24 protein-coding genes are annotated in these 26347 nt (G+C 62.3%); 17 read left to right on the plus strand and 7 right to left on the minus strand.

Translation table 11 applies throughout. The annotated features are described in order from the left end of the window. Nucleotides 1–49: 49 nt before the first annotated feature. From F758_RS0124065 to F758_RS0124085, 5 genes are all read left to right on the plus strand, one after another. The gene (locus tag F758_RS0124065) at nt 50–1684 is read left to right on the plus strand and encodes a hypothetical protein (protein ID WP_024510267.1); all 1635 of its coding nucleotides are present in this window, start codon (nt 50–52) and stop codon (nt 1682–1684) included. 67 nt (nt 1685–1751) lie between these two features. Beyond that, a complete protein-coding gene (locus F758_RS0124070) occupies nt 1752–2327 on the plus strand; it encodes a glutathione peroxidase (protein ID WP_024510268.1) in 576 nt (191 codons plus the stop codon). Between the two features lie 185 nt (nt 2328–2512). Further along, nucleotides 2513–3484 (plus strand): polysaccharide deacetylase family protein, encoded by a 972-nt coding sequence (locus F758_RS44460; RefSeq protein ID WP_024510269.1) that lies wholly within the window; start codon nt 2513–2515, stop codon nt 3482–3484. 144 nt (nt 3485–3628) lie between these two features. Beyond that, nucleotides 3629–4009 carry a dihydroneopterin aldolase gene (locus F758_RS0124080; protein ID WP_024510270.1) on the plus strand — a complete coding sequence of 127 codons (381 nt, stop codon included), beginning with the start codon at nt 3629–3631 and terminating at the stop codon, nt 4007–4009. Nucleotides 4010–4013: 4 nt separating this feature from the next. After that, nucleotides 4014–4586, plus strand: coding sequence for a dihydrofolate reductase family protein (locus tag F758_RS0124085; RefSeq protein WP_035722889.1), 573 nt, complete (start codon nt 4014–4016; stop codon nt 4584–4586). Nucleotides 4587–4598: 12 nt separating this feature from the next. Here F758_RS0124085 and F758_RS0124090 read toward each other — a convergent pair whose 3' ends face one another. Continuing rightward, the gene (locus F758_RS0124090; RefSeq protein WP_024510272.1) at nt 4599–5051 is read right to left on the minus strand and encodes a DoxX family protein; all 453 of its coding nucleotides are present in this window, start codon (nt 5049–5051) and stop codon (nt 4599–4601) included. Between the two features lie 139 nt (nt 5052–5190). Next, nucleotides 5191–7500, minus strand: coding sequence for an NADP-dependent malic enzyme (locus tag F758_RS0124095; RefSeq protein ID WP_024510273.1), 2310 nt, complete (start codon nt 7498–7500; stop codon nt 5191–5193). 220 nt (nt 7501–7720) lie between these two features. On the opposite strand from F758_RS0124095, the gene F758_RS0124100 reads away from it, so the two are divergent. Next, nucleotides 7721–9691, plus strand: a complete 1971-nt coding sequence (locus tag F758_RS0124100; RefSeq protein WP_024510274.1) for an aq_1923 C-terminal domain — start codon at nt 7721–7723, stop codon at nt 9689–9691. A gap of 58 nt (nt 9692–9749) precedes the next feature. Here the strand turns inward: F758_RS0124100 and aspS are convergent, their stop codons facing one another. Further along, nucleotides 9750–11525, minus strand: coding sequence for an aspartate--tRNA ligase (gene aspS, locus F758_RS0124105; RefSeq protein WP_024510275.1), 1776 nt, complete (start codon nt 11523–11525; stop codon nt 9750–9752). 156 nt (nt 11526–11681) lie between these two features. Here aspS and F758_RS0124110 point away from each other — a divergent pair, with 156 nt between their 5' ends. From F758_RS0124110 to F758_RS0124120, 3 genes are all read left to right on the plus strand, one after another. Further along, nucleotides 11682–13160 (plus strand): protein adenylyltransferase SelO, encoded by a 1479-nt coding sequence (locus F758_RS0124110; RefSeq protein WP_024510276.1) that lies wholly within the window; start codon nt 11682–11684, stop codon nt 13158–13160. Nucleotides 13161–13513: 353 nt separating this feature from the next. Continuing rightward, nucleotides 13514–14662 (plus strand): ribonuclease D, encoded by a 1149-nt coding sequence (rnd, locus tag F758_RS0124115; RefSeq protein WP_024510277.1) that lies wholly within the window; start codon nt 13514–13516, stop codon nt 14660–14662. A gap of 381 nt (nt 14663–15043) precedes the next feature. Continuing rightward, complete coding sequence (locus F758_RS0124120; protein ID WP_024510278.1) at nt 15044–15247, plus strand: cold-shock protein; 204 nt, start codon at nt 15044–15046, stop codon at nt 15245–15247. A gap of 177 nt (nt 15248–15424) precedes the next feature. On the opposite strand, the gene purN is transcribed toward F758_RS0124120, so the two are convergent. Together purN and purM are read right to left on the minus strand one after the other, a co-directional pair. Further along, a complete protein-coding gene (gene purN / locus F758_RS0124125; RefSeq protein ID WP_024510279.1) occupies nt 15425–16081 on the minus strand; it encodes a phosphoribosylglycinamide formyltransferase in 657 nt (218 codons plus the stop codon). Nucleotides 16082–16086: 5 nt separating this feature from the next. After that, on the minus strand, nt 16087–17160 hold the full coding sequence (gene purM / locus F758_RS0124130) for a phosphoribosylformylglycinamidine cyclo-ligase (protein WP_024510280.1): 1074 nt from the start codon (nt 17158–17160) through the stop codon (nt 16087–16089). A 267-nt stretch (nt 17161–17427) separates the two neighbouring features. Here purM and F758_RS0124135 point away from each other — a divergent pair, with 267 nt between their 5' ends. Next, nucleotides 17428–17970, plus strand: a complete 543-nt coding sequence (locus F758_RS0124135) for a CDP-alcohol phosphatidyltransferase family protein (protein WP_024510281.1) — start codon at nt 17428–17430, stop codon at nt 17968–17970. Beyond that, complete coding sequence (locus F758_RS0124140; RefSeq protein WP_024510282.1) at nt 17970–18650, plus strand: P-loop NTPase family protein; 681 nt, start codon at nt 17970–17972, stop codon at nt 18648–18650. The genes F758_RS0124135 and F758_RS0124140 overlap by 1 nt, the downstream gene beginning before the upstream one ends. A 57-nt stretch (nt 18651–18707) precedes the next feature. Here the strand turns inward: F758_RS0124140 and F758_RS0124145 are convergent, their stop codons facing one another. Both F758_RS0124145 and F758_RS46635 read right to left on the minus strand, forming a co-directional pair. Then, nucleotides 18708–19112: a hypothetical protein gene (locus F758_RS0124145; RefSeq protein WP_157450131.1), complete on the minus strand. Its 405-nt coding sequence runs from the start codon at nt 19110–19112 to the stop codon at nt 18708–18710. A 195-nt stretch (nt 19113–19307) separates the two neighbouring features. Then, nucleotides 19308–20924 carry a fused MFS/spermidine synthase gene (locus F758_RS46635; RefSeq protein ID WP_051387027.1) on the minus strand — a complete coding sequence of 539 codons (1617 nt, stop codon included), beginning with the start codon at nt 20922–20924 and terminating at the stop codon, nt 19308–19310. Nucleotides 20925–21381: 457 nt separating this feature from the next. Here F758_RS46635 and F758_RS0124155 point away from each other — a divergent pair, with 457 nt between their 5' ends. The 6 genes from F758_RS0124155 to F758_RS52005 are packed head-to-tail and all read left to right on the plus strand — an operon-like array spanning nt 21382 to nt 25672. Then, nucleotides 21382–22806, plus strand: coding sequence for a DEAD/DEAH box helicase family protein (locus F758_RS0124155; RefSeq protein WP_024510285.1), 1425 nt, complete (start codon nt 21382–21384; stop codon nt 22804–22806). Beyond that, nucleotides 22751–23764 carry a restriction endonuclease subunit S gene (locus tag F758_RS44470; protein WP_024510286.1) on the plus strand — a complete coding sequence of 338 codons (1014 nt, stop codon included), beginning with the start codon at nt 22751–22753 and terminating at the stop codon, nt 23762–23764. Before F758_RS0124155 ends, F758_RS44470 begins: the two co-directional genes overlap by 56 nt. 54 nt (nt 23765–23818) lie before the next feature. After that, complete coding sequence (locus tag F758_RS0124165; RefSeq protein ID WP_024510287.1) at nt 23819–24052, plus strand: AbrB/MazE/SpoVT family DNA-binding domain-containing protein; 234 nt, start codon at nt 23819–23821, stop codon at nt 24050–24052. Next, entirely contained in the window at nt 24049–24453 is a 405-nt protein-coding gene (locus tag F758_RS0124170) for a PIN domain-containing protein (protein WP_024510288.1), read from the plus strand. Before F758_RS0124165 ends, F758_RS0124170 begins: the two co-directional genes overlap by 4 nt. Beyond that, complete coding sequence (locus F758_RS52000; RefSeq protein ID WP_245286572.1) at nt 24450–25121, plus strand: type I restriction-modification system subunit M; 672 nt, start codon at nt 24450–24452, stop codon at nt 25119–25121. The genes F758_RS0124170 and F758_RS52000 overlap by 4 nt, the downstream gene beginning before the upstream one ends. Further along, nucleotides 25118–25672, plus strand: a complete 555-nt coding sequence (locus tag F758_RS52005; RefSeq protein WP_245286573.1) for an HsdM family class I SAM-dependent methyltransferase — start codon at nt 25118–25120, stop codon at nt 25670–25672. Before F758_RS52000 ends, F758_RS52005 begins: the two co-directional genes overlap by 4 nt. Nucleotides 25673–26347 lie beyond the last annotated feature (675 nt).

A 26347-nucleotide genomic window follows, 5' to 3' on the forward strand; every position in this document is an offset into this window, starting at 1 on the left:
TCGCGCTGCGGTCGCTTTATCGAAGCGGGTCGGCTAAAACATGCCCCGTATGACCCAGCTTTCCACGCCCGCCGAGACGGCCGCGCCGCGATCCGATGTCACCGATGATGCCTTCGACCGGCTCACTCCGCTCGGCTGGAGCAAGGGCCTGGCCGCGATCCTCGCTGGCCTTGCCGCGTCATTCCTCCTCTTCGGCTACGCGCTCGTCTACTGGCGCAACGCCGACATGGACTTCATGGTGATCTACAACGCGCTTGTCATGAACGATGGCAAGCCGCAGCATTTCTTCGATCACACCGCTTATCTCACCATCCTCGCGGTCAAGTCATGGTTCCGCCTGCTGCACGGCGCGGGCCTGCTCGATGCCTATACGCTGCCGGCGATTCCGAAGGCGAGCGACGTCGCAGCTTTCGATGTCACGATGACGGCGGCCGTGCGGGCTGGACGCGTGCTCGCTTTCCTGATCGCGATCTGCTGCGTCCTGATCTTCGCAGGCCTCATGCGCTTGATCGTACGCGACTGGCGCGTCGCCATCCTGGCCGTGCTGGCTTTCGCCTTGTCCGGCGGCATTGCCGTCCATTCGCGGATTCTGCGCAGCGAGCTGCTCGCGGCCTGTCCCGTCATTTTCGCACTGATGATCCTGATCGCCAGCGGGCGTCGCGCCAGTGCATGGCGTCCGCTCGCGATTGCGCTCGCGGCCGCTCTTTGCGTGCTGGGGCTGGAGAACAAGGTACAGGCGATCCTGTTGGTGGGCGTGCTTCCGGTCGTGATCCTGCCCTTTGGCGGCGCGCGAAGCACGAGCGTTTCCTTCTGGCAAAATACGCGCTGGAGCTGGGTTGCGGCCGCATTCGCCGGCGCGATCGCGCTCGCCACGGCGTGGGTCGCGTGGCCACTGCTGGCAACCGGTTTCGATCGCCACCTGCTGGACGCAACGGAATTCCATCCGCTGCTCCTAGGCCGCTACGGGATCTATCAAGCCGCCCTCGCCCTTCTCATCGGCGTCTGCATGATCGCCTATGCCGTGCTGTGGCGCATCAGCACCGCGGAGACGCTGACCGCGATCTGCGCGGCCATCGCCGGGGCCGCCCTCGCGCTGCTCCTGCTTGATGTCGATTACAACACGAGCAACGTGATTGCCGTGGTCAATCCGCTCGAGAAGATGCTGACGTTCGCCGATTCCAGCACCTCGAGTGCCGCGAGCGGATCGAACCCTGCCGCCGGCTTGCTGCTGCTGCTTCAGGGATTCGGGTCTGTCCTCGCGCGCTTCACCTTCGTCCTGCACTCCTCCGCGCGACCGACCGTGTTTTTGACCTGGCTGATCATTCCCGGCATCGTCTATGCCTTCAGGCGCGGCGAAAAGCGCGCCGCGCTGCAGTCGCTGCTCTTGATACTCGCGGCGATCGCGATCGATACGCTTGGCGTGCGGCGCGGGCTGAAATCCGAGTATTTCATTTTCACCGATCCGCTGATCATCCTCGCCGGCGCCGTCCTGCTCGACCGCCTGCGCGATCTGCGCTTCCACAAATGGGCCTATCCGATCGCCGTGACGCTGGTGGCATTGCATATCGCGGTCGGCCAGGCCGAGCCGATAAAGTATGCGCTCAAGCGCACCGGGCCGGAGTCGGTTTGCGAGTGGAACGGCTATTACATGCCGCTGTTGCCCCTGCCCTGGTGCCACATATAACGCGTTCTTGAGCGGCGGGTGGTGATCGGCTCGGCTATCTTGGCGGATAGTTGTCGGGGAGGCTGCCATGATCGACCGCAGGACCGTGATCGCGGGCGCCTTCACTGCGCTGGCCGCTTCCGTGGGGAACGACAACGCGCGCGCCGACCCCGCGATGAGCCGTATCACCGCTTACGCGTTTTCCTTCCCGGCGCTATCGGGCGCAGACATCCGGCTCGCTGAGTACACCGGCCACCCGCTGCTCGTCGTCAACACCGCCTCGCTGTGCGGCTACACGCCCCAATATGCCGGGCTGCAGCAGCTCTGGACCGAATTTCACGATCGAGGCTTCGGATTGATCGGCGTTCCCTCCAATGATTTCGGTGGCCAGGAGCCCGGCGGCGCGGCCGAGATCGCGGAGACGGCACGCCACCAATATGCCGTTACCTTTCCGATCGCCGCAAAGGCCGTAGTCATCGGGCCCAGTGCGCATCCCTTCTACAAATGGGCGGCCGAGGCGCGGCCCAAGGATGTTCCGCGTTGGAACTTTCACAAATATCTCATCGGCCGCGACGGCTACATTGCCGACGTTTTCGCATCGCCTGTCGAACCGACCGACACCCGCATCAAAGTGGCAATTGCCAGGACGCTTGCCGACGGCTGAAAGAGGAGCTGTCTAGTTAACCGGTCCACCGACAATTCGGCTAATCGAGCCTCGAATCGTTGCCTTGGCCGCGGGTCCGACTATGATGTTTCGGGGTGAAACGGTCCGGCTGACGGCGCTTGCGCCACCTAGCCGAGCGGCACAGGTCGCCGCGTGCTGAGCGGCGCAAATCGAGGAAAAGCAAGATGCGTATAGCGGCAGGATTGATCTTCGCAGTTTCGCTGTGTGCGCCTGGCGTCGCTTGGTCGCAGAGCGCCCCTCCCAAGCCCGCCGCGGCTCCACAAGCCGCGCCCGCTCAACCCGCGCCACAACAGCAGCAGGCCGCGGCAACGCCCGCTCCCAAGCAGGTCCAGCCCTCGCGACCCCCCTGTAACAATCCCAATGCGCTCGGTGTCGGCCGCACCGTGGAGATCGACACCACAGGTGGACCGGGCTTCGGCTTCGAACATTTCAAGGAGCTCGACTTCCTGCATGACCACGAGGTAGTGCTGACCTTCGACGACGGTCCGTGGCCGGAGAACACGCCGTCGGTGTTGAAGACGCTGGCCGACGAATGCACTACCGGCATCTTCTTCTCGATCGGTAAGCATGCGACCTACTATCCCGAGATCCTCAAGCAGGTTTACGCTGCCGGCCACACCATCGGCACCCACACCTGGTCGCACGCGAACCTGAACAACAAGAAGCTCACGGACGATCAGCGCAAGGACGAAATCGAGAAGGGCATCAGCGCGGTGAAGTGGGCGCTGGGCGGCATCTCGCCGGCACCCTTCTTCCGTTTCCCGGCGCTGCAGCATCCCCCGCAGATGGTCACCTATCTCGGGACCCGCAACATCGCGATCTTCTCCTGCGACCTCGACTCCTTCGACTTCAAGGCGAAGAACGCCCAGCAGGTCATCGACGTCACCTTCAAGAAGCTCGACAAGCTCGGCAAAGGCATCATCCTGATGCACGACTTCCACAAGCACACGGCGGAAGCCCTGCCCGAGCTTTTGCACCGCCTGAAGGCCGAGGGCTACAAGGTCGTGGCCATGCGCGCCAAGGCGCCGGTGCAGTCGCTGCCGCAGTATGATGCGGAACTCCAGAAGGAGGACATCAAGCTCCCGACCGTGAGCCAGCGGCCGGTCTCGAGCGTCGTGACGACCGTCTCGCAGTAGCTATCCGCAAGATCGCCAAGCCGCGGCCCGATTTGACCGCGGCTTGAAGAGCTTCCGCCAGCACGCCAATGCCCGGTCTTCACTTGCGCGAGACCCCGCAAGCCGAGCTTGGCGCCTGCTTGACGAGCGATTAAATCTGGTGTCATGAACTTCGCGCAATCGGACCACGTCATCGTACGGCTGAAGAACGTGGTCGTCGAGACCTCCTGCGGCATACATCCGTGGGAGCAGCACCCGGAACGGCCCAACAAGCTCTCGATCGATGTCACCCTGTTCGCCAAGCTCGAGCATCGGCGCCTCGAGCAGTTCGGCTACATCGACTACGACGGAATCAGGGACTTTCTGAAGCAGTTCCCAAACCGTCCGCACACCCCTCTGCTCGAAACCCTGCTTGATGAGATCGTCGAGAAGTGCTTCGCCGACGAACGCGTCGACGCCTGTCACGTGTCGATCACGAAATTGAACATCTTCAACGAGGCCCAACCGAGCGTAGAGGTCTATCGTACCCGCGCCAAGTGGAAATAACCCGATGTCGGGAGCGACCCGCATGCCGGGCTTTCACATCGAGGGCTACGTCATCATCTCGGCCGACGGCATGCTTGCCAACGCCGATCACGTGATGGACGAACTGAAATTCGATGCCGACAAGGCCTTCTTCACGGCGGCACTCGACCGCGCCGCTCTCATCGTGCATGGCCGGAATTCGCAGGAAGATCAGCCCAATTCGCCCAAGCGGAAGCGGATCATCCTGACCCGCAAGATCGCTTCGCTTGCCTCCGATGCCGCGAATCCCAAGGCGATCCTGTGGAATCCGGCGGGTTGCAGCTTCGAAGAAGCCTGCGAACTGGCCGGCGTGACGTCGGGCACGGCCGCCGTCATCGGCGGGCCCAGCGTGTTCGACCTGTTCATGGATCGCTATGACACGTTCTGGCTGTCACAGGTCGCCCGCGTGCGACTGCCCGGCGGCGAGCCGTGCTTCGGCGGGGTCCCCGCGCGCTCACCGCAACAGGTTCTCGCCTCGCACGGCCTGACCGCCGGCGAGACTCAAGTGCTGGACGCAGCCAACGACGTCACCGTCACGCCCTGGCGTCGGCCGCGTTGAGCGAAGCCGGCGCTACACGTCCCCGTAGGCCGGCTCGGCCGCGCGCGGTCCTCTCCCGTAACCCGCGATGATGAACAGAGCGCCGATGATCGAGAGATTCTTGAGCGCGTCGACCACGGTCTTGGCGTTCTCGGGCGGCGATTGATTCCAGAAGTCGTAGAAGAAGAAGGTCGAGGCGGCGATGTAGAGCATCAAGATGATCGCGAAGAAACGCACGCCGAAATTGAGCGCGATCATCAATCCCGCGATGACTTCGAAAGCACCGGCGGCGATCGCAAGGACCTGCGGCATGGTCATGCCCGTCAGCGTTTCCATCTGCGTCGCGTAGGAGGCGAGCTGGTCCGGAATCGCCAGCTTGCCTGCGATGAAATCGGCGGTCGCCTGCATGGCGAAGAGCTTGGTCGCGCCGACATAGATGAAGAGCACGGCAAACAAAACTCGCCCGAAAGTAATTAGAGCTGGCATGGTCGGCCTCGTCAGACGCGTGTCAGGCGCGGGATCGATCGCGACAAAAGCGCAAGCGGATTATGGATGGTCCGCTGACGCTTTTCAAACGCCAATCGCGCCCCCACGCCCGAAAGCCGCCCGTCGGGAATCCCGGCCTTCAGGTGAAGAGGGCCGGCTGCTGCCGGCCAGCGTGCTCCTGGGCCTCCACAGCGGCAACCGCGGTCATGTTGAGGATGCCACGCGCGGTCACTGACGGCGTCAGAATATGGGCCGGGCGCGAGGGTCCAATCAGGATCGGCCCGACCGGGACGGCGTCCGTCAGCACCTTGACCATCTGATGGGCCACGTTGGCGGCATCCAGATTCGGCATCATCATGATGTTGGCTACGCCTTCGAGCAGCGAGTGCGGCAGGACCAGCTTTCGCGTGGCTTCCGACAGCGCGGTATCGCCCTGCATCTCGCCATCCGCCTCCAGCTCCGGATGATGTTCCTTCAGAAGTGCGGTGGCGCGGCGCACCTTGCGCGAGGACTCGGTGTCGTAGCTGCCGAAATCCGAATGCGAGAGGAAGGCGATCTTCGGCTTCAGATTGAAGCGCTGCACGTGGTTGGCGGCCAGCGCCGCGATCTCGGCCAGCTCTTCCGCACTCGGATTGGAGCGCACCTCGGTGTCCGCGATGAAATAGGCGCCCTTGGCCGTGATCAAGAGCCCGAGAGCCGCGAAGTCGCTGATCCCGGATGCGCAGCCGATGATCTCGCGCACGTGGCGCAAATGGCTCATATAGCGCCCTTCGACGCCGCAGATCATGGCATCGGCTTCGCCGCGGATCACGGCAAGCGCCGCGATGACAGTCGCGTTGGTGCGCACCACCGTGCGCGCGGCGTCCGGCGTGACGCCGCGGCGGCCGGCGACCTCGATGTAAGACTGCACGTAAGAGCGGTAACGCGGATCGTCCTCGGGGTTGACGAGGTCGAAATCCTTGCCCGCCTTGATCGAAAGCCCGAGCCGCTTGATGCGCGCTTCCACCACCGACGGCCGCCCGACCAGGATCGGCTTGGCCAGCTTTTCCTCGAGCACCTGCTGGGTGGCACGCAACACCCGCTCATCCTCGCCTTCGGCATAGATGACACGGACCGGCTGGGTCTTGGCCTTCGCAAACACCGGCTTCATGACGAGACCGGAGCGGAATGCGAAACGCTCGAGGCCAGCGGTATATTCGTCAAAATTCTTGATCGGCCGCGTCGCGACGCCGGAATCCATCGCGGCTTTCGCCACCGCCGGCGCGATGCGCTGGATCAGCCGCGGATCGAACGGGCTCGGGATCAGCGAGCCCGGCCCAAACCCCTGTACCTCCGTGCTGTCAAAGCCGCGCGCGACCACGTCCGATGGTGCATCGCGTGCCAACTGCGCGATCGCAGCCACCGCCGCATGCTTCATCTCTTCGTTGATCGCGGTGGCACCGACATCGAGCGCGCCGCGGAAGATGAAGGGAAAGCAGAGGACGTTGTTGACCTGGTTGGGGAAATCCGAGCGGCCGGTGCAGATCATGGCATCGGGCCGCGCCGCGCGCGCCTCATCGGGCATGATCTCCGGGATCGGATTGGCAAGCGCGAGTACCAGCGGCTGGTCCGCCATCTGCTTGACCATGTCCGCCGTCAGCACGTTTGGCGCTGAAAGGCCCAAGAAGATATCCGCGCCGCCGATCACGTCCGCAAGCTTCCGCTTGTCGGTCTTCTGCGCATAGACCTCTTTCCAGCGGTCCATCAGCGTGTTGCGGCCCTGGTAAACCAGGCCCTCGATGTCGCAGACCCAGATGTTCTTGCGCTGCGCGCCCATCGACACGAGCAGGTTGAGGCAGGCGAGCGCGGCCGCACCGGCCCCCGATGCGACGATCTTCACATCCGAGAGCTTCTTGCCGTTCAGCAGTAACGCATTGGTGATCGCCGCGCCGACGATGATAGCGGTGCCATGCTGGTCGTCGTGGAAGACCGGAATCTTCATGCGCTCCTTCAGGCGCGCTTCGATCTCGAAACATTCCGGACCCTTGATGTCCTCGAGATTGATGCCGCCAAATGTCGGCTCCAGTGCCGCCACCGTCTCCACCACACGCTCGATCGTGTCGGCGGCGATTTCGATGTCGAAAACATCGATGCCCGCGAATTTCTTGAACAGGACGGCCTTGCCCTCCATCACCGGCTTGGAGGCGAGCGGCCCGATATTGCCGAGCCCGAGCACGGCGGTGCCATTGGAGACGACCGCGACCAGATTGGATCGCGCGGTCAGCGCTGCCGCCTGGGCGGGCTCCTTGGCGATCTCCGTACAGGCGGCCGCAACGCCCGGGGAATAGGCGAGCGCCAAGTCGCGCTGGTTGGCCAGCGGCTTGATCGCCTGAATTTCGAGTTTTCCCGGCCGCGGCAGCCGATGATAGGCCAGCGCCGCGGAATGGAGATCTTCAGAATAGGACGACATACATTCTCCCGCTTTCCGGCTCCGAACTGGCAGTCCAGAACCGGACCGTCTTTTCCGGCAAGTTGAGCCGGATGTGAAGCACGTGTAACCGTCTGCATGCAACATTCGATGACGCGGCAGTCAACTGGGCATAGCTGCAAACCATGCCTCTGCCGTCCATCCCCTACCCGTTCGCCCAACAATGTGGCAAATGCCCCCGGCGCAATCCGGAGTTGACGGAATGATGAAGATCCTGGCGGGACTGATCGCCGCGCTGGTATTGGCGGTCGCGGGTTATTTCGGTTTTGAGTCTTATTTGCAGCATCGGATCGCGACCGAGGTGGAGGCGGCGTTCGAGCAGCTCCGCAGCGCAGGCGCCAAAGCGAGCCACGGGAAGATTTCGTACGATCCCTGGAAACGGACCCTCGCTATTGCAGATATCGCGACCGAGTCGACGGCGCAGCCGCCGCTCAGCCTAAAAATTGCGTCCCTGACGGCATCGGGTGTCGGTCAACCGGATGCCGCCCTCGTCTCGGCTGACCTGATTGAGGCCGCCGACGTCGAAATCAGCTTCGCGATCATCCTCAACGGCTCGCAACTGCAATACACCTACAAGATGCCAAAGCTCCTGTTGGCGGCCTATGCTGGCCCTCGGCAGCCCCCACAGTTGCCCGCGTCGGCTTCGGCGATCGACCTCTATCGATTCGCCATTGCCCAGTTTGCCCGCGTCACCGCATCCTCGGTCACCGTACCCAGCCTGTCCGCCGTCGTGAAATCGAGCGCAAACATCCCCTTCGCAGGTGAATTCACCTATTCGGGGGTCGCGATGCAGGGCATCAAGGATGGCAAGATCGCAACTGCCACGGTGGACAAGGCTGCTCTCGCATACAACACCCAAAGCGCCGGCAAGGCCGACAGTATCGACGGCACTTTGGCCAATCTTACTTTGCATGATCTCGACGCGACCGCGGCGGCGACTGTGCTCGATCCCGAGAAGGCCAACGACGACCACTCTTACCGGGTCTATCGGCAGATCTCGACCGGCGCTTACGACATCACGTCGCAGCAAGGCGTGCACATGCACCTCGATCGAATTGCGGTTGACGATGTCGAGGTGCGACCATCGCGGTTGCAGTTGCCGGCCCTGCTGGCAGCGCTTCCGGCAGCGGGCACGACCCCGCCTCCAGCGCAGGCGCGCGAGATGATGGAAAGGCTTGCGGGGCTCTACGAAGGACTCCACGTCGGCAATTTCGAGGTCAGCGGCATTTCGATCGATACGCCGCAGGGCCCCATCAAGCTCTCCTCTCTTCAGCTCAACATCGATAGTGGAAGGGGCGATCTTGGTCTGGAAGGCCTGGATGCGCGCACGCCGAAAGGCCCATTACGGGCCGAGCATTTCGCGCTCAAATCGCTCGATCTCGCCAAGCTCATGCGTCTTTCGGCGTCGCTCTCAAATCCGCCGTCTGGCCAGGCGCTCGCATTCTTCCAGGTGGTTGGCGGGGCCGAACTCAAGAACTTCGTCGCGCCCTACAAGGACACCAACAAGCCGATCAGCATCGATACTTTCAGCCTCAATTGGGGCCGGTTGGTCGGACCGATCCCGACCGAAGCCCATCTCGCCGCAAAGATCAGCACGCCCGTCGACGCGACCAATCCGGCCGCGCTGCCGCTCCTCGCAGCCGGCATCGACACGGTGGCGCTGGGTGCTGATCTGGGCGCGGCCTGGCACGAGCCATCAGACGCAGTCGCGCTGGAGCCGATGGAGGTGGAGATCGGCGGTGTGCTGAAGGCATCTGCACGCCTTTCGCTCGCCCGCGTGCCACGCGAGGTATTTTCGCCTGATATGCAACAGGCTGCTGCGCTGGCCGCGCAAATCGAGGCGGGCGCGGTCGAGCTCAGCTTGCATGATCTCGGCGGTGTCGACCTGCTGGTCGGGCAATATGCACGCAGCCAAAACGTCAGCCGCGAAGCGGCGCGCAGCGCGATCATGGAGGCGATCAAGACCAATGGCGAAAAGGCTGCGGCGGCCAATCCCGATGCGGAAGGCGCCGTGGAGGCGATCACCCGGTTCATCGAAACGCCGCAGCAGACGTTGGTGCTCAAGCTGACGCCGGTCGGCAAGGTGCCGGCACTCAAGCTGCTTCAGCAATTGAAGACCGATCCGTTCGTCGCGCTGGCGCAGTTCAAGATCGAGGCTTCGACGGGGCTTTAATCCAAAGGCGCGACGGTGGATCGCGCCTTTGCTTCTCTTTACGAATTCGGATTGCGCTCTACGACTTCTGCGGCAGGTTGACCCGGATGTGCAGTTCGCGGAGCTGCTTCGGTGTCGCCTCGGAGGGCGCGCCCATCAGAAGGTCCATCGCCTGCTGGTTCATCGGGAATAGCGAGATTTCGCGCAGATTCGTGGTGCCGCAGAGAAGCATCACGATGCGGTCGACGCCGGCCGCCATGCCGCCATGCGGCGGCGCGCCGTACTGGAAGGCGCGGTACATGCCACCGAAGCGGTCGATGACTTCCTGCTCACCATAGCCGGCGATCTCGAACGCCTTCACCATTGTCTCGGGACGGTGGTTGCGGATGCCGCCCGAGGCGATCTCATAGCCATTGCAGGTGATGTCGTACTGGAACGCCTTGATGGTCAGCGGGTCCTGCGTCTGCAGTGCCTCGAGCCCGCCCTGCGGCATCGAGAACGGGTTATGCGAGAAGTCGACCTTCTTCGCCTCCTCGTCGTATTCGTACATCGGGAAATCGATGACCCAGGCGAGTTCGAAGCGATCCTTGTCGATCAAGTTCAACTCTTCGCCGACCTTCGTGCGGGCAAGGCCGGCGAACTTCCAGAACTTGTCGGGATCGCCGGCGACGAAGAAGGCGGCATCGCCCTCGCTCAGGCCAAGCTGCTGGCGGATCGCTGCGGTGCGTTCGGGCCCGACGTTGTTGGCAAGTGGACCTGCGCCCTCATTGCCTTCGCGCCACATGATGTAGCCAAGACCCGGCTGGCCCTCACCCTGCGCCCAGGAGTTCATGCGGTCGCAGAACGCGCGGCTGCCGCCGCCACGCCCCGGTATGGCCCAGACCTGGTTCTTGGGTTCTTCGAGCATGCGGGCGAATACCTTGAAGCCGGAGCCGCGGAAGTGCTCGGAGACGTCCTGCATTACGATCGGGTTGCGCAGGTCGGGCTTGTCGGTGCCATATTTGCGGATCGCTTCCGCGAAAGGAATTTTCGGCCAGCCCTTGGTCACCGGCTTGCCTTTCGCAAATTCCTCGAACACGCCCGTGATCACCGGCTCCATGGCCGCGAACACGTCCTCCTGCGTGACAAAGCTCATCTCGATGTCGAGCTGATAAAACTCGCCCGGCAAACGGTCAGCGCGCGGGTCCTCATCACGGAAGCAGGGCGCGATCTGGAAATAACGATCGAAGCCGCTCATCATCAGGAGCTGCTTGTACTGCTGTGGCGCCTGCGGCAGAGCGTAGAATTTGCCCGGATGGATGCGGGACGGCACCAGGAAGTCGCGCGCGCCCTCAGGCGAGGACGCGGTCAGAATAGGTGTCTGGAACTCGAAGAACCCCGCTCCCTTCATGCGCCGGCGCATGGAATCGATGATCGCACCCCGCGTCATGATGTTCTGGTGCAGCTTCTCGCGACGCAGGTCGAGGAACCGGTACTTAAGCCTGATGTCTTCGGGATATTCCTGCTCACCGAAAACCGGCAGCGGCAGTTCGGCGGCCGCGCCCAGCACCTCGATGCCACTGACGTAGAGCTCGACCTGACCGGTCGGCAGTTCCGGATTGTCGGTTCCTTCCGGGCGGCGGCGCACCTTGCCTTCCATCCGCACCACCCATTCCGAGCGCAGCTTTTCGGCGTCGGCGAAGGCGGGCGAATCCGGATCGACGACGCATTGGGTGATCCCGTAATGGTCGCGCAGGTCGATGAACAGCACCCCGCCATGGTCGCGGATGCGATGGCACCAGCCGGACAGGCGAACGGTTTCGCCGATGTGGCCTTCGCGGAGCTCGCCGCAGGTGTGGGTGCGGTAACGGTGCATGGAACGTCCAAAACTGATTGTCGGAGGAAGCGACTCGGAACGCCCAAAGCCGGTCCGAAACGCGGGTCAGGGTTTAGCCGAGCCTTACCCTCGCGGCAACGACCGTAAGGCGAGTTTGGGCTCGAAAAAGCCGGGTGCCGTGCCTATCTTGGGGTCATGACGGTGCATTTCCCCTTCCAAAACACCTATGCGGCGCTGCCGGGCAATTTTTTTGCCCGCGTCGTTCCGACACCGGTGGTAGCCCCGCGCCTGATCAAGTTGAATCGGCCACTTGCGATTCAACTCGGCCTTGATCCCGACCTGCTTGAAACGCCGGAAGGCGCCGAAATCCTTTCCGGCAAGACCCTGCCGACGGGCGCAGATCCGATCGCCATGGCCTATGCCGGGCATCAATTCGGGCAGTTCGTGCCGCAACTTGGCGACGGCCGCGCCATCCTGCTCGGCGAGGTCATCGACAAAGACGGCGTTCGTCGCGACATCCAGCTCAAGGGATCCGGACCCACTCCGTTTTCACGCCGGGGCGACGGCCGCGCCGCCTTGGGTCCGGTCCTGCGCGAATATGTGGTCAGCGAAGCCATGGCTGCGCTCGGCATTCCGACCACGCGCGCGCTTGCCGCCGTGATCACCGGCGAGCAGGTGATGCGCGAAACCGCCCTGCCTGGCGCCGTGCTGACCCGCGTGGCGTCGAGCCACATCCGCGTCGGCACGTTCCAATATTTTGCCGCGCGCGGCGACACCGATGCCGTTCGACGGCTGGCCGACCACGTCATCCTCAGGCACTATCCCGAGCTTGCCGGCACCGAGCGCCCCTATCATGGGCTGCTTGCGGCCGTGATCGCACGCCAGGCCGACCTCGTGGCCCGCTGGCTCCTGGTCGGCTTCATCCATGGCGTCATGAACACCGACAACACCTCGATCTCGGGCGAGACCATCGACTACGGCCCGTGCGCGTTCATGGATCATTACGATCCCGCCCAGGTCTTCAGCTCGATCGACGAGTTCGGCCGCTATGCCTACGCCAACCAGCCGCGGATCGCGCTCTGGAATTTGACGCGCTTTGCCGAATGCCTGCTGCCGCTGTTCTCGGACGACAAGGACAAGGCGGTCGAGCAAGCGCAGGAAGCGCTCATTGAGTTCGGCGAGATCTTCAACGTCGCCTATAAAGCCGGGCTGCGCGCCAAGATCGGCCTGTTCACCGAGCGCGAGGACGATCACGCGCTGGCACAGGCGCTGCTCGATGCGATGGCCAGAGGCCAGGCCGACTTCACCCTCACCTTCCGCCGCTTGAGCGATGCGGCCGGCGACGCCACCCTCGATCCGGAGATCCGCAAGCTGTTTGCGGAGCCAGAAGCCTTCGACGAATGGCTCGCGCGCTGGCGGCAGCGGATCGGCGAGGAGCCGCAATCGGCGCCAGAGCGGCAGGCAGCGATGCGCGCCGTCAATCCGGTCTTCATCCCGCGCAATCACCGCGTGGAAGCGGTGATTAGGGCGGCGATGGACCGCGACGACTACGCCCCGTTCGAGGAGCTGCTGACGGTGCTGTCAAAGCCCTACCAGGACCAGCCGGCGTTTGCCGACTACGAGCTGCCTCCGCAGCCGCATGAGCGGGTGTGCCAGACATTTTGCGGTACCTGATGGGCATTAACAGTGCATCCACCATTTGCGGGACCGGCGCCACCGTCGGCACACCAAATTAACAAATCGTCAACGGGCCCCTTACAAATCTCGCTTGTTTGTTGGGGGATTTGCCGTGGATGCATTGGTTTTCGAGTTTATGGGGCTGGCGATGCTTGCGCTCTGCGTCATCGTCCTGGCGGTGCCAACTGGCCGGCGACAGTCCCGACGGGTACGTGATCACTAGATCCAGGCCCAGCCTGTGGCTCCTGCTCCGTCTCTCACGATCGGGGGCCGCAGGGACCTAAATGCAAGGCTCGAATTCGTCGCGAGACCCTTGACAGACCAGCACTTTCGGCAGCACGCCTCATTTTATGGAAGTGATTACCAACAGCTCGGAACTTGCAGCCGCCTGCGATCGCCTCGCCCGGCATCCGGTCATTACCGTCGACACCGAGTTCCTACGAGAAACCACCTATTACCCGCTGCTCTGCGTGGTGCAGATGGCGAGCCCCGAAGAGGCGGTCGTGATCGACGCCCTGGCTGACGATATCGATCTCAAGCCGTTCTTCGAGCTCATGGGGAACGAGAAGGTCCTTAAGGTATTTCATGCCGCCCGCCAGGACATCGAGATCGTCTGGCACCGCGCCGGGATCATTCCTCATCCCATCTTCGACACCCAGGTCGCGGCGATGGTGCTGGGATACGGCGATTCCATCGCCTATGACCAATTGGTGCAGCGCATTACAGGGCATCGGCCGGACAAGACCCACCGCTTCACCGACTGGTCACGCCGGCCGCTGACCAAAGAGCAGATCCATTATGCCGTCTCCGACGTCACCCATCTGCGCGATGTTTTTGCCGCCCTGGACGCGGATCTGAAGAAACGTGGCCGCAACAACTGGGTCAGCTCGGAGATGGAGATCCTGACATCGCCCAAGACCTACGACTTCCATCCCGAGCGTGCCTGGGAGCGGCTGAAGACGCGGGTGCGCAAGCCGAAGGAATTGGCGGTGCTGATGGAGGTCGCGGCCTGGCGCGAACAGGAAGCACAGAGCCGGGACGTGCCGCGCAGCCGCGTGCTGAGGGACGAAGCGGTCGGCGACATCGCGACCCACGCACCAACGACCTTGGAAAAGCTCGGGCACCTGCGGTCACTGCCGAAGGGTTTTGAGCGCTCCAAATGGGGCACCGAGATCGTGGCCGCGGTGCAGCGCGGGCTGGCGCGCGATCTTGCGAGCCTGCCGAAGCTCGAGAAGCCCCGCGGGGCCGCCAACGGCGCCGCCACCGTCGAGCTGTTGAAGGTGCTGCTCCGAATGACATCGGAGCGCCACGGCGTTGCCAGCAAGGTGATCGCAACCGTCGACGATCTCGAGGAGATCGCGGCCGACGATGAGGCCGATGTGGCGGCGCTGCAGGGCTGGCGGCGCGAATTGTTCGGCGAGGCCGCGCTGGCCCTCAAGCACGGACGTATGGCGCTCGCCATCGAGCGCGGCCGCGTGGTTGGTGTTCCCCGAACCTGACCGCCCTGCTTGGGACGTCGCCCTCCTCGCGTCACCACCTGAATGCGCCGCGGAGGCCGATTTGCCCCTAGTTCCATGAAGGGGTCAATCCGGGTTGATCGGCGCCGCCAGGCGATTGCAATACATTACGCCTCCGCTGCGACAGCGCCATCTGTGCCAAATTGTTACAGGGGGATTCCGCAACCCACGCCAGAACCTTGCGAAGGCGCAGATTTCGTGTTGCAATCCGCCCTGCAATCGGAATTGGCCGTTAGGCTGTGCATTTCGCGACGTTGATACCGAAGACCCGGAAATTGAGCAGACTTTCGGAAGCCCGTTTGTGGCGTGGCACGCTTGATCGCGTGACCGCGTCTTTTTTTCGTCCAGACCAGGAGACAGGCGATGCATAAGGGCACCGTCAAATGGTTCAACCCGACCAAGGGCTATGGGTTTATCAGGCCGATCGGCGGCGAGAAGGACGTGTTCGTCCATATCTCGGCGGTCGAGCGCGCCGGGTTGACCACCCTCAACGAGAATCAGGTCGTGGAATATGACCTCGTGGAAAATCGCGGCAAGACGTCAGCGGAAAACCTGAAGGTCTCTTAGATCATGATCCGATTACACGTAGTCGGATCATGATCTAATCTCTTTGCCTGAGCATGATCTTTTCGGAAAGCCGGTTTCCACGTTTCCGGATCATGCTCGAAACTGCATCGCGATCGGCACTCGATCATGATTACCCCCGGCCCTTGTGTCGGGGGATTTTGTTTCCGGCGGTACCGCTCATTCGCCGACGACGGGCGAAATCAGGAAATTGCCGGCAGCCGCGCTCGCCACCGTCTTGCAGATGTCGCCCTCGAGTCGAACCTGGCCACTCGCCAGCAATCTGAGCGCGTCGGGATAGATGCGGTGCTCGACTTCGAGGATCCGCTCGGACAGCGTATCGGCGCTGTCGTGATCGCTGACCGAAACCGCTCCCTGCATCAGGATGGGACCGGCATCGGTCGCGGGAATCACGAAATGCACGGTGGCGCCGGAGATCTTCACGCCCGCGCGCAGCGCCTGGCCATGTGGATCGAGGCCGGGAAACGACGGCAGCAGCGAGGGATGGATATTGAGCATTTTCCCATGCCAGCGTTGCACGAAATCCGCCGTGAACAGTCGCATGAAACCGGCGAGGCAGATCAATTCGATCCGGTGCTCGTCGAGCACCGCCTGCAAGGCCACTTCGAACCCGGCCCGATGCTTGCCGAACGGCTTGCTCTCGACGACGACGGTCCGCACACCCGCCTTTCCGGCCTTTTCGAGCCCCGCGGCATCGGCCCGGTTCGAGATCACCACCGCAATCTCCGCCGGAAAATCCTCCGCGGCCGCGGCCTTGATCAGCGCGGCCATGTTCGAGCCCCGGCCGGAGATCAGGATGGCGACACGGCGTTTCATGGACCTCACCGTGAAAGATCGAGATGGCCGTTGTAGACGACGCGGTGCTCGCCCGCGGCCGGGATCACTTCGCCGAGCAGCGTGACGCTTTCCCCGCTCGCGGTGAAGACATCGCTGACTGCTTCCACCGCATCCGCCTTCACCATCGCGATCATGCCGATGCCGCAATTGAACGTCCGCAGCAGCTCGAGTTCGGCAACTCCTCCCTGCTCCGCCAGCCATTTGAACACCGGCAGCACCGGCACGCGCGGCAGATCGATGCCGACGCCGAGTTGCTTGGGCAGGACCCGCGGAATGTTGTCGGTGAACCCGCCGCCGGTGATGTGCGCAAGCCCCTTCACCGCGCCGGTCTCACGGATCGCGCGCAGGCACGATTTGACGTAGAGCCTGGTCGGCGCGAGCAGCGCACCACCCAGCGTCATCACCGGCGAGAACGGCGCCGGCGCATCGAAGCCGAGCCCCGACTGCGCCACGATCTTGCGGACCAGCGAATAGCCGTTGGAATGAACGCCCGACGACGCAAGCCCGATCACGGCATCGCCAGGCTCGATGTCGGCGCGCGGCAGGAGCTGGCCGCGCTCGGCCGCGCCGACCGCAAAGCCGGCCAGATCATAGTCGCCGTCCTTGTAGAGCCCGGGCATTTCGGCAGTCTCGCCACCGATCAGCGCGCAGCCGGATTCCCGGCAACCTTCGGCGATCCCGGCAACGATCGCCGCGGCAGCCTCCGGCTCCAGCTTGCCGCAGGCGAAGTAGTCGAGGAAGAACAAAGGTTCCGCGCCCTGCACGACCAAATCGTTGACGCTCATCGCGACCAGATCGATTCCAATCCCGGAATGCAGGCCGGTTTCGATGGCAATCTTCAGCTTGGTGCCGACGCCGTCGGTCGCGGCCACCAGCACCGGATCGGCAAAGCCCGCCGCCTTGAGATCGAACAGGCCCCCGAACCCGCCGATCTCGGCATTGGCGCCGGGGCGCGCGGTGGCGCGAACCAACGGCTTGATGAGATCGACCAGGCGATTGCCGGCGTCGATATCGACGCCCGAATCTGCATAAGTGAGGCCGTTTTTGCGCTCGGTCATGCCCAATTCCGCTGGAGCGTCATTCGGAAACGAGCCCGACCCTGGCTTGGGCCGCAGGCTGGAGATCGGCTTTCCGAAAAGATCATGCTCGACAATAGGCTAAAGCGCGTCCTCGCGCTCTAGGGTTTGGGCTCGCTTACGTCGGATTCCGGCCGGGTGCAATGGCTCGCAAGGCCGGGCGGCATATACTATGTGTACATCACAGCCGGCTTAAGCATGGAAAGAAGCCGGATCCTTCAAGTCGGGCGGGTTGCCGGGAAGCGCCGCGTGAGTATTCCGAACATTATTACCCTGGGCCGCATCCTGCTGGTCCCGATCGTCATCTGGGCGATCGCCTCCAACCAGATGGAAATCGCCTTCGGCGTTTTCGTCATCGCCGGCGTCAGCGATGGGGTCGACGGATTTCTGGCAAAGCACTTCAACATGGCGAGCGAACTGGGCGCCATGCTGGACCCGCTTGCTGACAAGGCGCTGCTGGTCTCGATCTATGTCGCGCTGGGGATCTGGGGCGCGATCCCGCGCTGGATCGTGATCCTGGTGGTCTCGCGCGACATCATGATCGTCTCTGCCGTGATTGTGTCATGGTTGTTCGGCAAGCCGATTCCGATGAAGCCGCTGATGGTTTCGAAGATCAACACCGTGGCGCAGGTCGCGCTGGCGGCCCTCGTGCTGGCCTCGCTTGCCTTCGGCTTTCACCCCGGCCCTTACGACCTGATCCTGATGGGCATCGTCACCGTGTTTTCGCTGGCCTCCGTCTCCCGTTATCTGGTGGAGTGGGCACAGCACATGAGCACGATCGAAATGAAATGATGGCCAGTCCCGTTCATCCGCGTCAACTGGCCTTTGTGTTGCCGCACGAAGAGAGCCTGACACGCGACAATTTTCTCGAAGGTCCCGCCAATGCGGCCGCGCTGGCGCTGATCGATGCTTGGCCGGAATGGCCCAACCGCACCACGATGCTGGTCGGGTCGGAGGGGTCGGGCAAAAGCCATCTCGCGGCGATCTGGGCCGAGCAGTCGGGCGCGCGCTCGATCGCCGCGCACGCGCTCACGCCGGCCAATGTTCCGGGCGCGCTGGCAACCGGCGCGCTGGTCGTGGAGGATTTGCGCGCCGGAGACTTCGACGAGCGCGCGCTGTTTCACCTGCTCAACCTGGCGCGGGAGGACGCCGCCTTCGTGCTGATGACCTCTCGCATTCCGCCGTCCGCATTGGAGGTCGAGCTGCGCGATCTGCGCTCGCGGCTGCGCGCCCTGCCGACGGTGTCGCTGCTGCCGCCGGACGATCAGCTATTCCGCGCGTTGATCGTAAAGTTTTGCGCCGACCGCCAACTGGCCGTCGACGAGGCAGTGGTCGGCTACCTCGCCAACAGGATTGAACGCTCTTACGCCGCCGCGCGCGAAACGGTCGAATTGCTCGACCGCGAGGCGCTGCGCCTGGGGCGGCCCATCACAAGGGCCTTTGCAGCGGAGGTCCTGCGCGGCAAGTCGTGATGGCGCCGCGACTTCGCCAAAGCGACCGCTACGGGACGGCCAACCAATGCGGCTAGTCTAAGAGAGCGGCTGCGTCTCCGGGAACATGTCCACGATCTTGTTGGTCATGCCGTTCACGATCAGCACCTGATTCTTCATTTTCACATACAGGTAGTCACGCAATTCCGGCATTTGCGACAGAACTTGTCTTGGCAGCGATTGAGCCTTGACGCCCTTTGGAAGTGCCGCACCAACAGCAGGTGTAAAGTTCTCGGCTGGCTTGGTGGTCTTTTGCCGGAACTCGATCTCGGTGTGCTCGGTCAGCACGGTCTTGCGAATCTGCTCGCGCTGGGCGTTTGTGAGGTTGAGCTTCGGCAACGATGGGTTCTGCGGCACCTTTGTGCCGTTGCTCAGCTCAACCGCGCCTTGCGCGTTCGGTTGCGCCTGCGAGATTGCGCTGCCGCCGAGGACGATCGCAAGCACGGCGAATGCGGTCTGAGCCCTCATGGCCTTACATCCTTTCCGGACACGCCGCCCTTGAAGGCAGTAACGAACGGCTTGTTGGTCCGTTCCGCCCACGGCGGACGCCGACCGAGCAGGTGGACGCCTGAGCTACCTGGCAGAGCGGATATGCCCTGCCCTTCTCCTACGGGAGGCTTCGAGCCAAAAGCTGCCGTTCTATGGATCCTTGGGCACTCTGATGGGGGTCACCCGATAAAGGTCGGCCGGCGCGAAATCATCCGTGAGCACGTCCGCACCCTCTGTATACAGCTCGGTGACGCGCCTGCCGACAAGAACGGGCAACGGATAGCGGAAACGGTATTCCCCCTGCAGCACACGAGCGCGCTGCATCAAGCTTTCGGCGGCCGGCCTTGAAGCGGGTACTGCTACCGCAATCGCCTGTGTCTCGTTCGGTTCGCTCCAGGCCGGATAAACATCGACGGTCGGGAACACCGTATGCAAGGTGACCAAGGTCGAAAGGTAAAGTTTGGTGTTGGCGACGACGTTGGATGCCACGACGCCTCCGGGAGCAAGATGTTCCTTGACGAGCGTATAAAACTCCCGCGTCAGCATGTGGAAGGGAACGCCCAGCTCGCGAAACGCGTCCAACAGGATGAGATCATAGGCATCCTTGTGGCGATTGAGATAAACACGCCCGTCGCTCTCGATGAATCGGACCTTATCGGTCTCGCGCAGCCCGAAATACTTTTTGCCCGCTGCAATGACGCCGGGATCGAGCTCCACCACATCGATTTGAGCTTCCGGCATGGCGCGTCCCAGATAGGTCGATATGGATCCGGCGCCGAGCCCGATCATCAGAATGCGCTTGGTGTCCCGCGGATAGGCGAGCGCCACCGGCATGATCCGGTTGTAGGGGACCGGCATGTTGTCGGGATCTTTGAGATCGACGAGCGAGTTGATGTAATCGGGACGTCCCTTGTACCTGCTGCTCAGGCTGAGGAACGATCCCTGCTTGTCGATGAAGAGATCATTGTACTCGGTTTCCAGATGCACGACGCGGCCGTCGCTGTGCTTGAGCATCTGCGCGCGCACGTTTTCGTCGATGAGATCATCCGCGCAGGCGCGACTAATGCCGAGCAGGAGGACCGCGAGGACGAGCCCGGCGGTCGACCGAACACCCTTTCTCGCCAGGTGCATGCGATCGAAGGTGAGCAAGGACAGTCCGCAGCCTGCGCCGACAGCACCAAGCCAGAGCGTGATCGCGTGCGTCCCGATTGCCGGAATGAGGAAAAATGTCGTGCCAAGAGTGCCCGCGATCGAGCCAGCGGTGGACACGCCATACACGGTGCCCGAGACGGTCCCGGACCGCCGGGTGGCGCGCAACACAAGCCTGACCGCAAATGGCGAATAGACGCCGAGCAGCATCACCGGCAGGAACATAATCGCGAGGGCGGAGCAAAGGCTACCGAGGCGCACATTGTCGACGTTGTCGAGAACAAAGCGCAATATCGCGTCGGCAAAGCTTGGCAGCGCCAGCAGGTAGACGGACGCAACGCCAACGATCGCACCGAGGACGGCCGCCGATACCGTGCGATCGGCGATGACGCCGCCGAGGAAATAGCCTGCTGTCAGCGCCGCCAGCACCGTCGAGATCAGCGCCGCCCAGGTGTAGATGCCGTTGCCGAAATAGGGGTTGAGATAACGCGAGCCGAGCATTTCGAAACTCATCACGATCGCGCCAGTAATAAAGGCAACAAGATAGATGGCTGCCCGAAACACGACGGGCGATACCTTCCCGCCCATCTCAATCGAGGTCGGTGTCACGCTGTCCATATTCACTCAACCTCCCTCAGCGCCCTCCCCCGTATTGTGATCACAATGCTGGCTTCCATCCAGATCATAATCCGATCAGACGGAATCGGATCATGATCTCATCTTTTTGTTTGAGCATGACATCCGCGCGAACGCTTCGCGTTTATTAGCTAAGGGAAAACCAGTTTCCACTTTTCCGGCTCATGCTCCAAGTGGCGCGAGGACGTCGATGGATCAAGTACATGTCCGAGCCAATACGGCCAGATTGCGCTGCTGGTTGAGACGCTGCGCTATCGCGGCTGATCCAAGTCTCAGCCGTCCATTTGAAAGGCCCAAGCGCAGATTCTCCCTGGTGTGGATTTTCTCGGGGACGCCATAGCCAAACCCGCAGCTTCCGCGAGCCAAGCAAGCCCCGAACCGGCCCGGCACGCCGCAAAGGGGCTTCCGGTATCACTCAGGTTCGCCTAGAAGTTGATCAATGAATGAATTCGCCTTTCATCCCGAGGACAAGGCCCGGTCACTGATCGACAAGCAGCTCGCTGGCTGCGGGTGGATCATCCAGTCCAAGGCCGAGATGAACCTTGGGGCAGGACTGGGCGTGGCCATGCGAGAGTTTCAGACCGCCTCTGGTCCGGTGGACTACGGTTTGTTTGTCGGTCGCAAGCTCTGCGGCGTGATTGAGGCCAAGTCGGAAGGAACGACTCTATCGGGCTACTCCGAGCAAGCTGCTCGCTACATCGCCGACGTACCGCCGAACTTGGTTCGCGAAGAGGGCCAGGTCCGCTTTGAATATGTCTCGTCGGGCACCGAGACGATATTCCGCGACCACGCCGATCCCGATCCAGCATCGCGTCGCCTCTTCACCTTTCACAGGCCCGAGACCCTGGAACGATGGCTGAAGGAACCAGCCACCCTGCGCGGCAGGCTTGCGTCGATGCCTCCCCTGATCGCCGACGGATTGCGCGCCTGTCAGATCGATGCAGTGTCGGCGCTCGAAAAATCCATGGGCCGGAATCGCCAGCGGGCGCTGGTACAGATGGCAACCGGCGCCGGCAAGACCTTCACGGCCTGCACCTTGAGCTATCGCCTGCTGGCGCATGCCGGGTTCAGGCGCATCCTCTTCCTGGCCGACCGCGCCAATCTCGTGCGGCAAACGCGCGACGAATATCTCGCCTATCGGCCGCCCGGCACCGGGCGGTCTTTTTCCGAGATCTACAACGTGCAGAAGCTGGGGCCGGCAGGCCTCGACAAGGACGCACAGATTGTGATCGCGACGATTCAGCGCGTCTACTCTGTCCTCACCGGCAAAGAGCTGTCGGAGGATGAGGAAGAGGCATCGTCATTCGAAATATCGAGGGCCGAGGTCGAGCGGCTCGTTTCCTATAATCGGTCGATTCCGATCGAGTCATTCGATCTGATCATTACAGACGAGTGCCATCGCTCGATCTACGGCACCTGGCGGCAGGTGCTGGAATATTTCGATGCATTCATTGTCGGTCTCACGGCCACGCCCTCGCTGCACACTCTTGGCTTCTTCGGCAAAAATCTGGTCGCGCAATATCCGTATGAGCGCTCCGTCGTCGACGGCGTGAACGTCGGTTTCGAAATCTTCCGTATCCGGACCGAAATCTCCGAACGCGGCAGCACGGTGAAAGCGGGATATGACCTGCCGGTCCGCGACAAGCGCACGCGTGCCGAGCGCTACGAGAAGCTGGATGCTGATTTCACCTATACGCCGGACCAAATCGACCGCTCGGTGCTGGTGCTCAACCAGATGCAGCCTTTCGACGCGGACGCGTGGTTCGCCCGTCTCGATGAACTTGGCGGCCGGGACTTCCTCCCCGAAGGTGCTCCGGACGATCCGCCGGCCGAACCGGATCCGCGCGTCTTCTTCGACAAATGATCTGCCTCGAGCACGGAAAGGACTCGACATCTTCCGCCGCGCGCTGCTGAAGGCGGCTGTCACTGGCGGGCTGACCAAAGATTGGCGTGCGGCCAATCCAGTTTCCGAAACTGGTCACGATCTCCTCGCGCGTATCGCGAAAATCCGAGCAGCGCGCGCAAGAGACGGAAGCCGCCGCAGTACAGATGGAGCTCCCCTCGATCGCCATTCTCTCCAGGAGCTTCCGAAGAGCTGGGCTTGGGCGACATTGGGAGAAATCGGAGAAATCGTTGGCGGTATCACCGTCGACAAGAAACGCAAGCCGGTCGATCCCGTCACCGTGCCGTATCTGCGCGTCGCGAACGTGCAGCGTGGCTACGTGGATCTTTCGGAAGTAAAGACGATTACTGTTGAAAGGACTGCTGCCGAAAAACTCCGACTCCGATCGGGCGATCTACTACTGAACGAGGGCGGCGATCGAGACAAGATCGGACGTGGCTGGGTTTGGGACGGTATCCTTCCGGATGTGATTCACCAGAACTACGTCTTTCGTGTTCGCCTACACGATGGGGCGCTCAACCCGTGCTTCATTTCGCACTACGCGAACGAGATGGGTCGACGTTTCTTCATCGATGGAGGAAAACAGACGACCAATCTGGCGTCGATCAGTCTATCGAAGATCAGTACGCTTTCGATGCCGATACCGCCTCCGGCCGAAGCCGCGGAAATCCTCCGCCGAGTCTCGGACGCGCTGTCGGCCTCCGCAGACACGCTTGCTCAGCTTGACGCGGAGGCCGCCGACGCCGCGCGGCTGAAACAATCGATCCTGAAGGCCGCCTTCGAGGGCCGACTTGTCCCGCAAGACCCTGTCGACGAACCCGCCCGCGCGCTGCTGGCGCGCGTTGGGCCCGACCCGAGCTTGCCCCGCGCTAGGCACGGAACAGCAAAGTCGGGCGCCAAAAGGCCTTTGAAATCCTAAATGATATCCACTATATGATATACTTAACGCGATTTGGATATACAGGAGGATCGGATGCAGGTTTCCAAGTGGGGTAATAGCCTCGCTGTCCGGCTGCCCAAGGCGCTGGTCGACCAGCTCGGGTTGAAAGAGGGCGACGAATTGGACGTGGTCGCAGCCCACGACCGCACAATCGAGGTCGAAACGAAGGAGCAGCGCCGCCAGCGGGCCCTCGAAAATATGCGCACCCGGCAATGGACCTCGCCGCCCGGCTACAAGTTCGACCGCGACGAGGCGAATGAGCGGTGAGCGCGTTTCTCGATACCAATATCCTGATTTATGCGCAGCAAACCGGGATCAAGGCTGAAATCTCGCAAGGGCTGATCGACAAGGGCGGCACGATCAGCGTGCAGGTCCTCAACGAGCTCGCGAATGTGTTGCACAAGAAGCAGGGTCGAAGCTGGGGCGACATCGAGCTCGTTCTCAACGACGTTGACAACGCGCTTGATCCGGCGCTGCCGCTAACCGCCACGACCCACCGCGCGGCTCTTGCACTCGCGCGCGATCACCGACTCTCGTTTTATGATGCGCTGATCGTCGCTTCGGCGATCGAGGCCGGATGCGACACGCTGTTCACTGAAGACATGCAGAACGGCCGTAATATCGGCGGGCTCGCCATCGTCAATCCTTTCGTCGGAAGCGCAGAATGAACGGACAAAGCCTCGTCGCAAAAGTCTGGAATTTCGCGCATGTGCTGCGCGATCAGGGCGTCTCGTATCAAGCCTATATCAGCCAGATTTCCTATCTCCTGTTCCTGAAGATGGACGAGGAGCGTGTCACCCAGATCGGCGAAGCTTCGATGCTGCCGGAGGGCGCGCACTGGGAAGACATCAAGGATCTGTCCGGCGAAGCGCTCAGCGCCACCTACGCAAAACTGCTGGATCGGCTCTCGAAGCAAAGCGGGATCATCGGCGCGATCTTCCTGAAGGCGCAGAGCGAGATTCAGGACCCGGCCAAGCTCAAGCGTCTGGTCGGATTGATTGACAGCGAGACTTGGCTTGGATTGCCGGTCGATGTGAAAGGCAGCATCTACGAAGGACTGCTCGCCCGCAACGCCGAGGACGTGAAGTCAGGCGCCGGCCAATATTTCACGCCGCGTCCGCTGATCGAAGCGATGGTGGAGGTGGTCGATCCAAAGCCGCATCAGACGGTGCATGATCCGGCCTGCGGTACCGCCGGATTTCTGCTTGCCGCCTGGGAGCACATGAAGAAGCACAAGAGCGCCCGAGATCGCGCGGCGAACGGGAGGATTACGACTGTCAGGATTTCTTCGTCACCACGTCCAACAAGCAGCTCAATTTCCTGCAGCACATCATGACGGTGCTGGCGCCGAATGGTGAAGCCGCCGTTGTGCTCCCGGATAACGTCCTGTTCGAAGGCGGCGCCGGCGAAACGATCCGCCGCCGGCTGCTCAACAATTTCGACTTTCACACCTTGCTGCGATTGCCGACGGGCATTTTTTACAAGCAGGGCGTGAAGGCAAACGTCCTGTTCTTCGACAAGAAGCCTCCCTCTGAAGAAGCCGCAACGAAGGAGTTGTGGATCTACGATTTGCGGACCAATCAGCGCTTCACACTGAAGGAGCGTCCCATGGTTCGCGCCGATCTTGACGATTTTGTTGCTTGCTATCGCTCAGGCGGACGCATCAAACGCGAGGAGACCGACAAGTGCAGGCGCTTTCCACTCGCCGCGTTGCTCGCGCGCGACAAGGTCAATCTCGATATCTTCTGGCTCAAGGACCACGCCCTCGACGATCCCGACCTGCTTCCCTCCCCGGACGAAGCGGCAGCCGAGGTGGTCGAAAGCCTCGAAACCGCACTTGAGCACTTCCGCAACGTTGCCAAGGCGCTTGGCGAGCGGATGACTTAAAGGATTCGCCCGACGGGCGCCGACCCAAAGATCCTGTCCAGTTCCTCGCGCAAAAATATTTCTGTTTTTCAGAAACCCGAATCAGTCGTATGGTCCGCCCGTTCCGCTACCGGCTGGAGGGGCGTACGCGTCGTCACGAACGTGGAGCGGAATGCGGTGGACGTGCTGATGCTGACTGACGAGCGGCGCAGGCGCGGACGGCGAAGTCGTATGGTTCTGGCGCGCCCATGCAGGCGCCAAGTTGGCGGTGATGCTCATCCATCGCGCCGGCGACGGTGGCAAACAAGCTGGTTCACCGGGAAGAGTACGAAGTAAATCGTAAACCACTGCGCGGGGAATGCCGGGATGTCGGCTGAACCTGTGGTCAACGCCCCGCGCACTTCTTTCGCGCGGGGGCCATGGGTGCAGCCAGCACCCGGCATTCCCTGCGCCCTCTGACCGGACGAGGGTGTCTCAGATGCAAAACTCGGGCACCTTGCGCCGCGAGAACGCGGACCTGTGGGCTGCTGCGCCTTCCGCGCCGGAACCGATTCGCCCATGCCCGGTGACTGAAGTCGAAAAGGCCGTCTTGACGCCGAAACCTATGGGAACATCATGTCATTGAATCGTCACTGCGCCCGCACATGGTTGGCGCAAGGCTTCGGCAAAATACTGCCGCTCCCGACCGACAGATGG

This window comes from Bradyrhizobium sp. ARR65 (assembly GCF_000472385.1).
Classification (GTDB): domain Bacteria; phylum Pseudomonadota; class Alphaproteobacteria; order Rhizobiales; family Xanthobacteraceae; genus Bradyrhizobium.

Bases quoted from the DNA above. Each gene is read 5' to 3' on its own strand.
- F758_RS0124095 (WP_024510273.1), bottom strand. From the start codon at position 7,500: ATGTCGTCCTATTCTGAAGATCTCCATTCCGCGGCGCTGGCCTATCAT.
- rnd (WP_024510277.1), top strand. From the start codon at position 13,514: ATGGAAGTGATTACCAACAGCTCGGAACTTGCAGCCGCCTGCGATCGC.
- F758_RS0124110 (WP_024510276.1), top strand. From the start codon at position 11,682: ATGACGGTGCATTTCCCCTTCCAAAACACCTATGCGGCGCTGCCGGGC.
- F758_RS0124120 (WP_024510278.1), top strand. From the start codon at position 15,044: ATGCATAAGGGCACCGTCAAATGGTTCAACCCGACCAAGGGCTATGGG.
- F758_RS0124080 (WP_024510270.1), top strand. From the start codon at position 3,629: ATGAACTTCGCGCAATCGGACCACGTCATCGTACGGCTGAAGAACGTG.
- purN (WP_024510279.1), bottom strand. From the start codon at position 16,081: ATGAAACGCCGTGTCGCCATCCTGATCTCCGGCCGGGGCTCGAACATG.
- F758_RS52000 (WP_245286572.1), top strand. From the start codon at position 24,450: ATGAACGGACAAAGCCTCGTCGCAAAAGTCTGGAATTTCGCGCATGTG.
- F758_RS44460 (WP_024510269.1), top strand. From the start codon at position 2,513: ATGCGTATAGCGGCAGGATTGATCTTCGCAGTTTCGCTGTGTGCGCCT.
- purM (WP_024510280.1), bottom strand. From the start codon at position 17,160: ATGACCGAGCGCAAAAACGGCCTCACTTATGCAGATTCGGGCGTCGAT.
- F758_RS0124165 (WP_024510287.1), top strand. From the start codon at position 23,819: ATGCAGGTTTCCAAGTGGGGTAATAGCCTCGCTGTCCGGCTGCCCAAG.
- F758_RS0124140 (WP_024510282.1), top strand. From the start codon at position 17,970: ATGGCCAGTCCCGTTCATCCGCGTCAACTGGCCTTTGTGTTGCCGCAC.
- aspS (WP_024510275.1), bottom strand. From the start codon at position 11,525: ATGCACCGTTACCGCACCCACACCTGCGGCGAGCTCCGCGAAGGCCAC.
- F758_RS46635 (WP_051387027.1), bottom strand. From the start codon at position 20,924: ATGGACAGCGTGACACCGACCTCGATTGAGATGGGCGGGAAGGTATCG.
- F758_RS0124070 (WP_024510268.1), top strand. From the start codon at position 1,752: ATGATCGACCGCAGGACCGTGATCGCGGGCGCCTTCACTGCGCTGGCC.
- F758_RS0124085 (WP_035722889.1), top strand. From the start codon at position 4,014: ATGTCGGGAGCGACCCGCATGCCGGGCTTTCACATCGAGGGCTACGTC.
- F758_RS0124065 (WP_024510267.1), top strand. From the start codon at position 50: ATGACCCAGCTTTCCACGCCCGCCGAGACGGCCGCGCCGCGATCCGAT.
- F758_RS0124090 (WP_024510272.1), bottom strand. From the start codon at position 5,051: ATGCCAGCTCTAATTACTTTCGGGCGAGTTTTGTTTGCCGTGCTCTTC.
- F758_RS0124100 (WP_024510274.1), top strand. From the start codon at position 7,721: ATGATGAAGATCCTGGCGGGACTGATCGCCGCGCTGGTATTGGCGGTC.
- F758_RS0124155 (WP_024510285.1), top strand. From the start codon at position 21,382: ATGAATGAATTCGCCTTTCATCCCGAGGACAAGGCCCGGTCACTGATC.
- F758_RS52005 (WP_245286573.1), top strand. From the start codon at position 25,118: ATGACGGTGCTGGCGCCGAATGGTGAAGCCGCCGTTGTGCTCCCGGAT.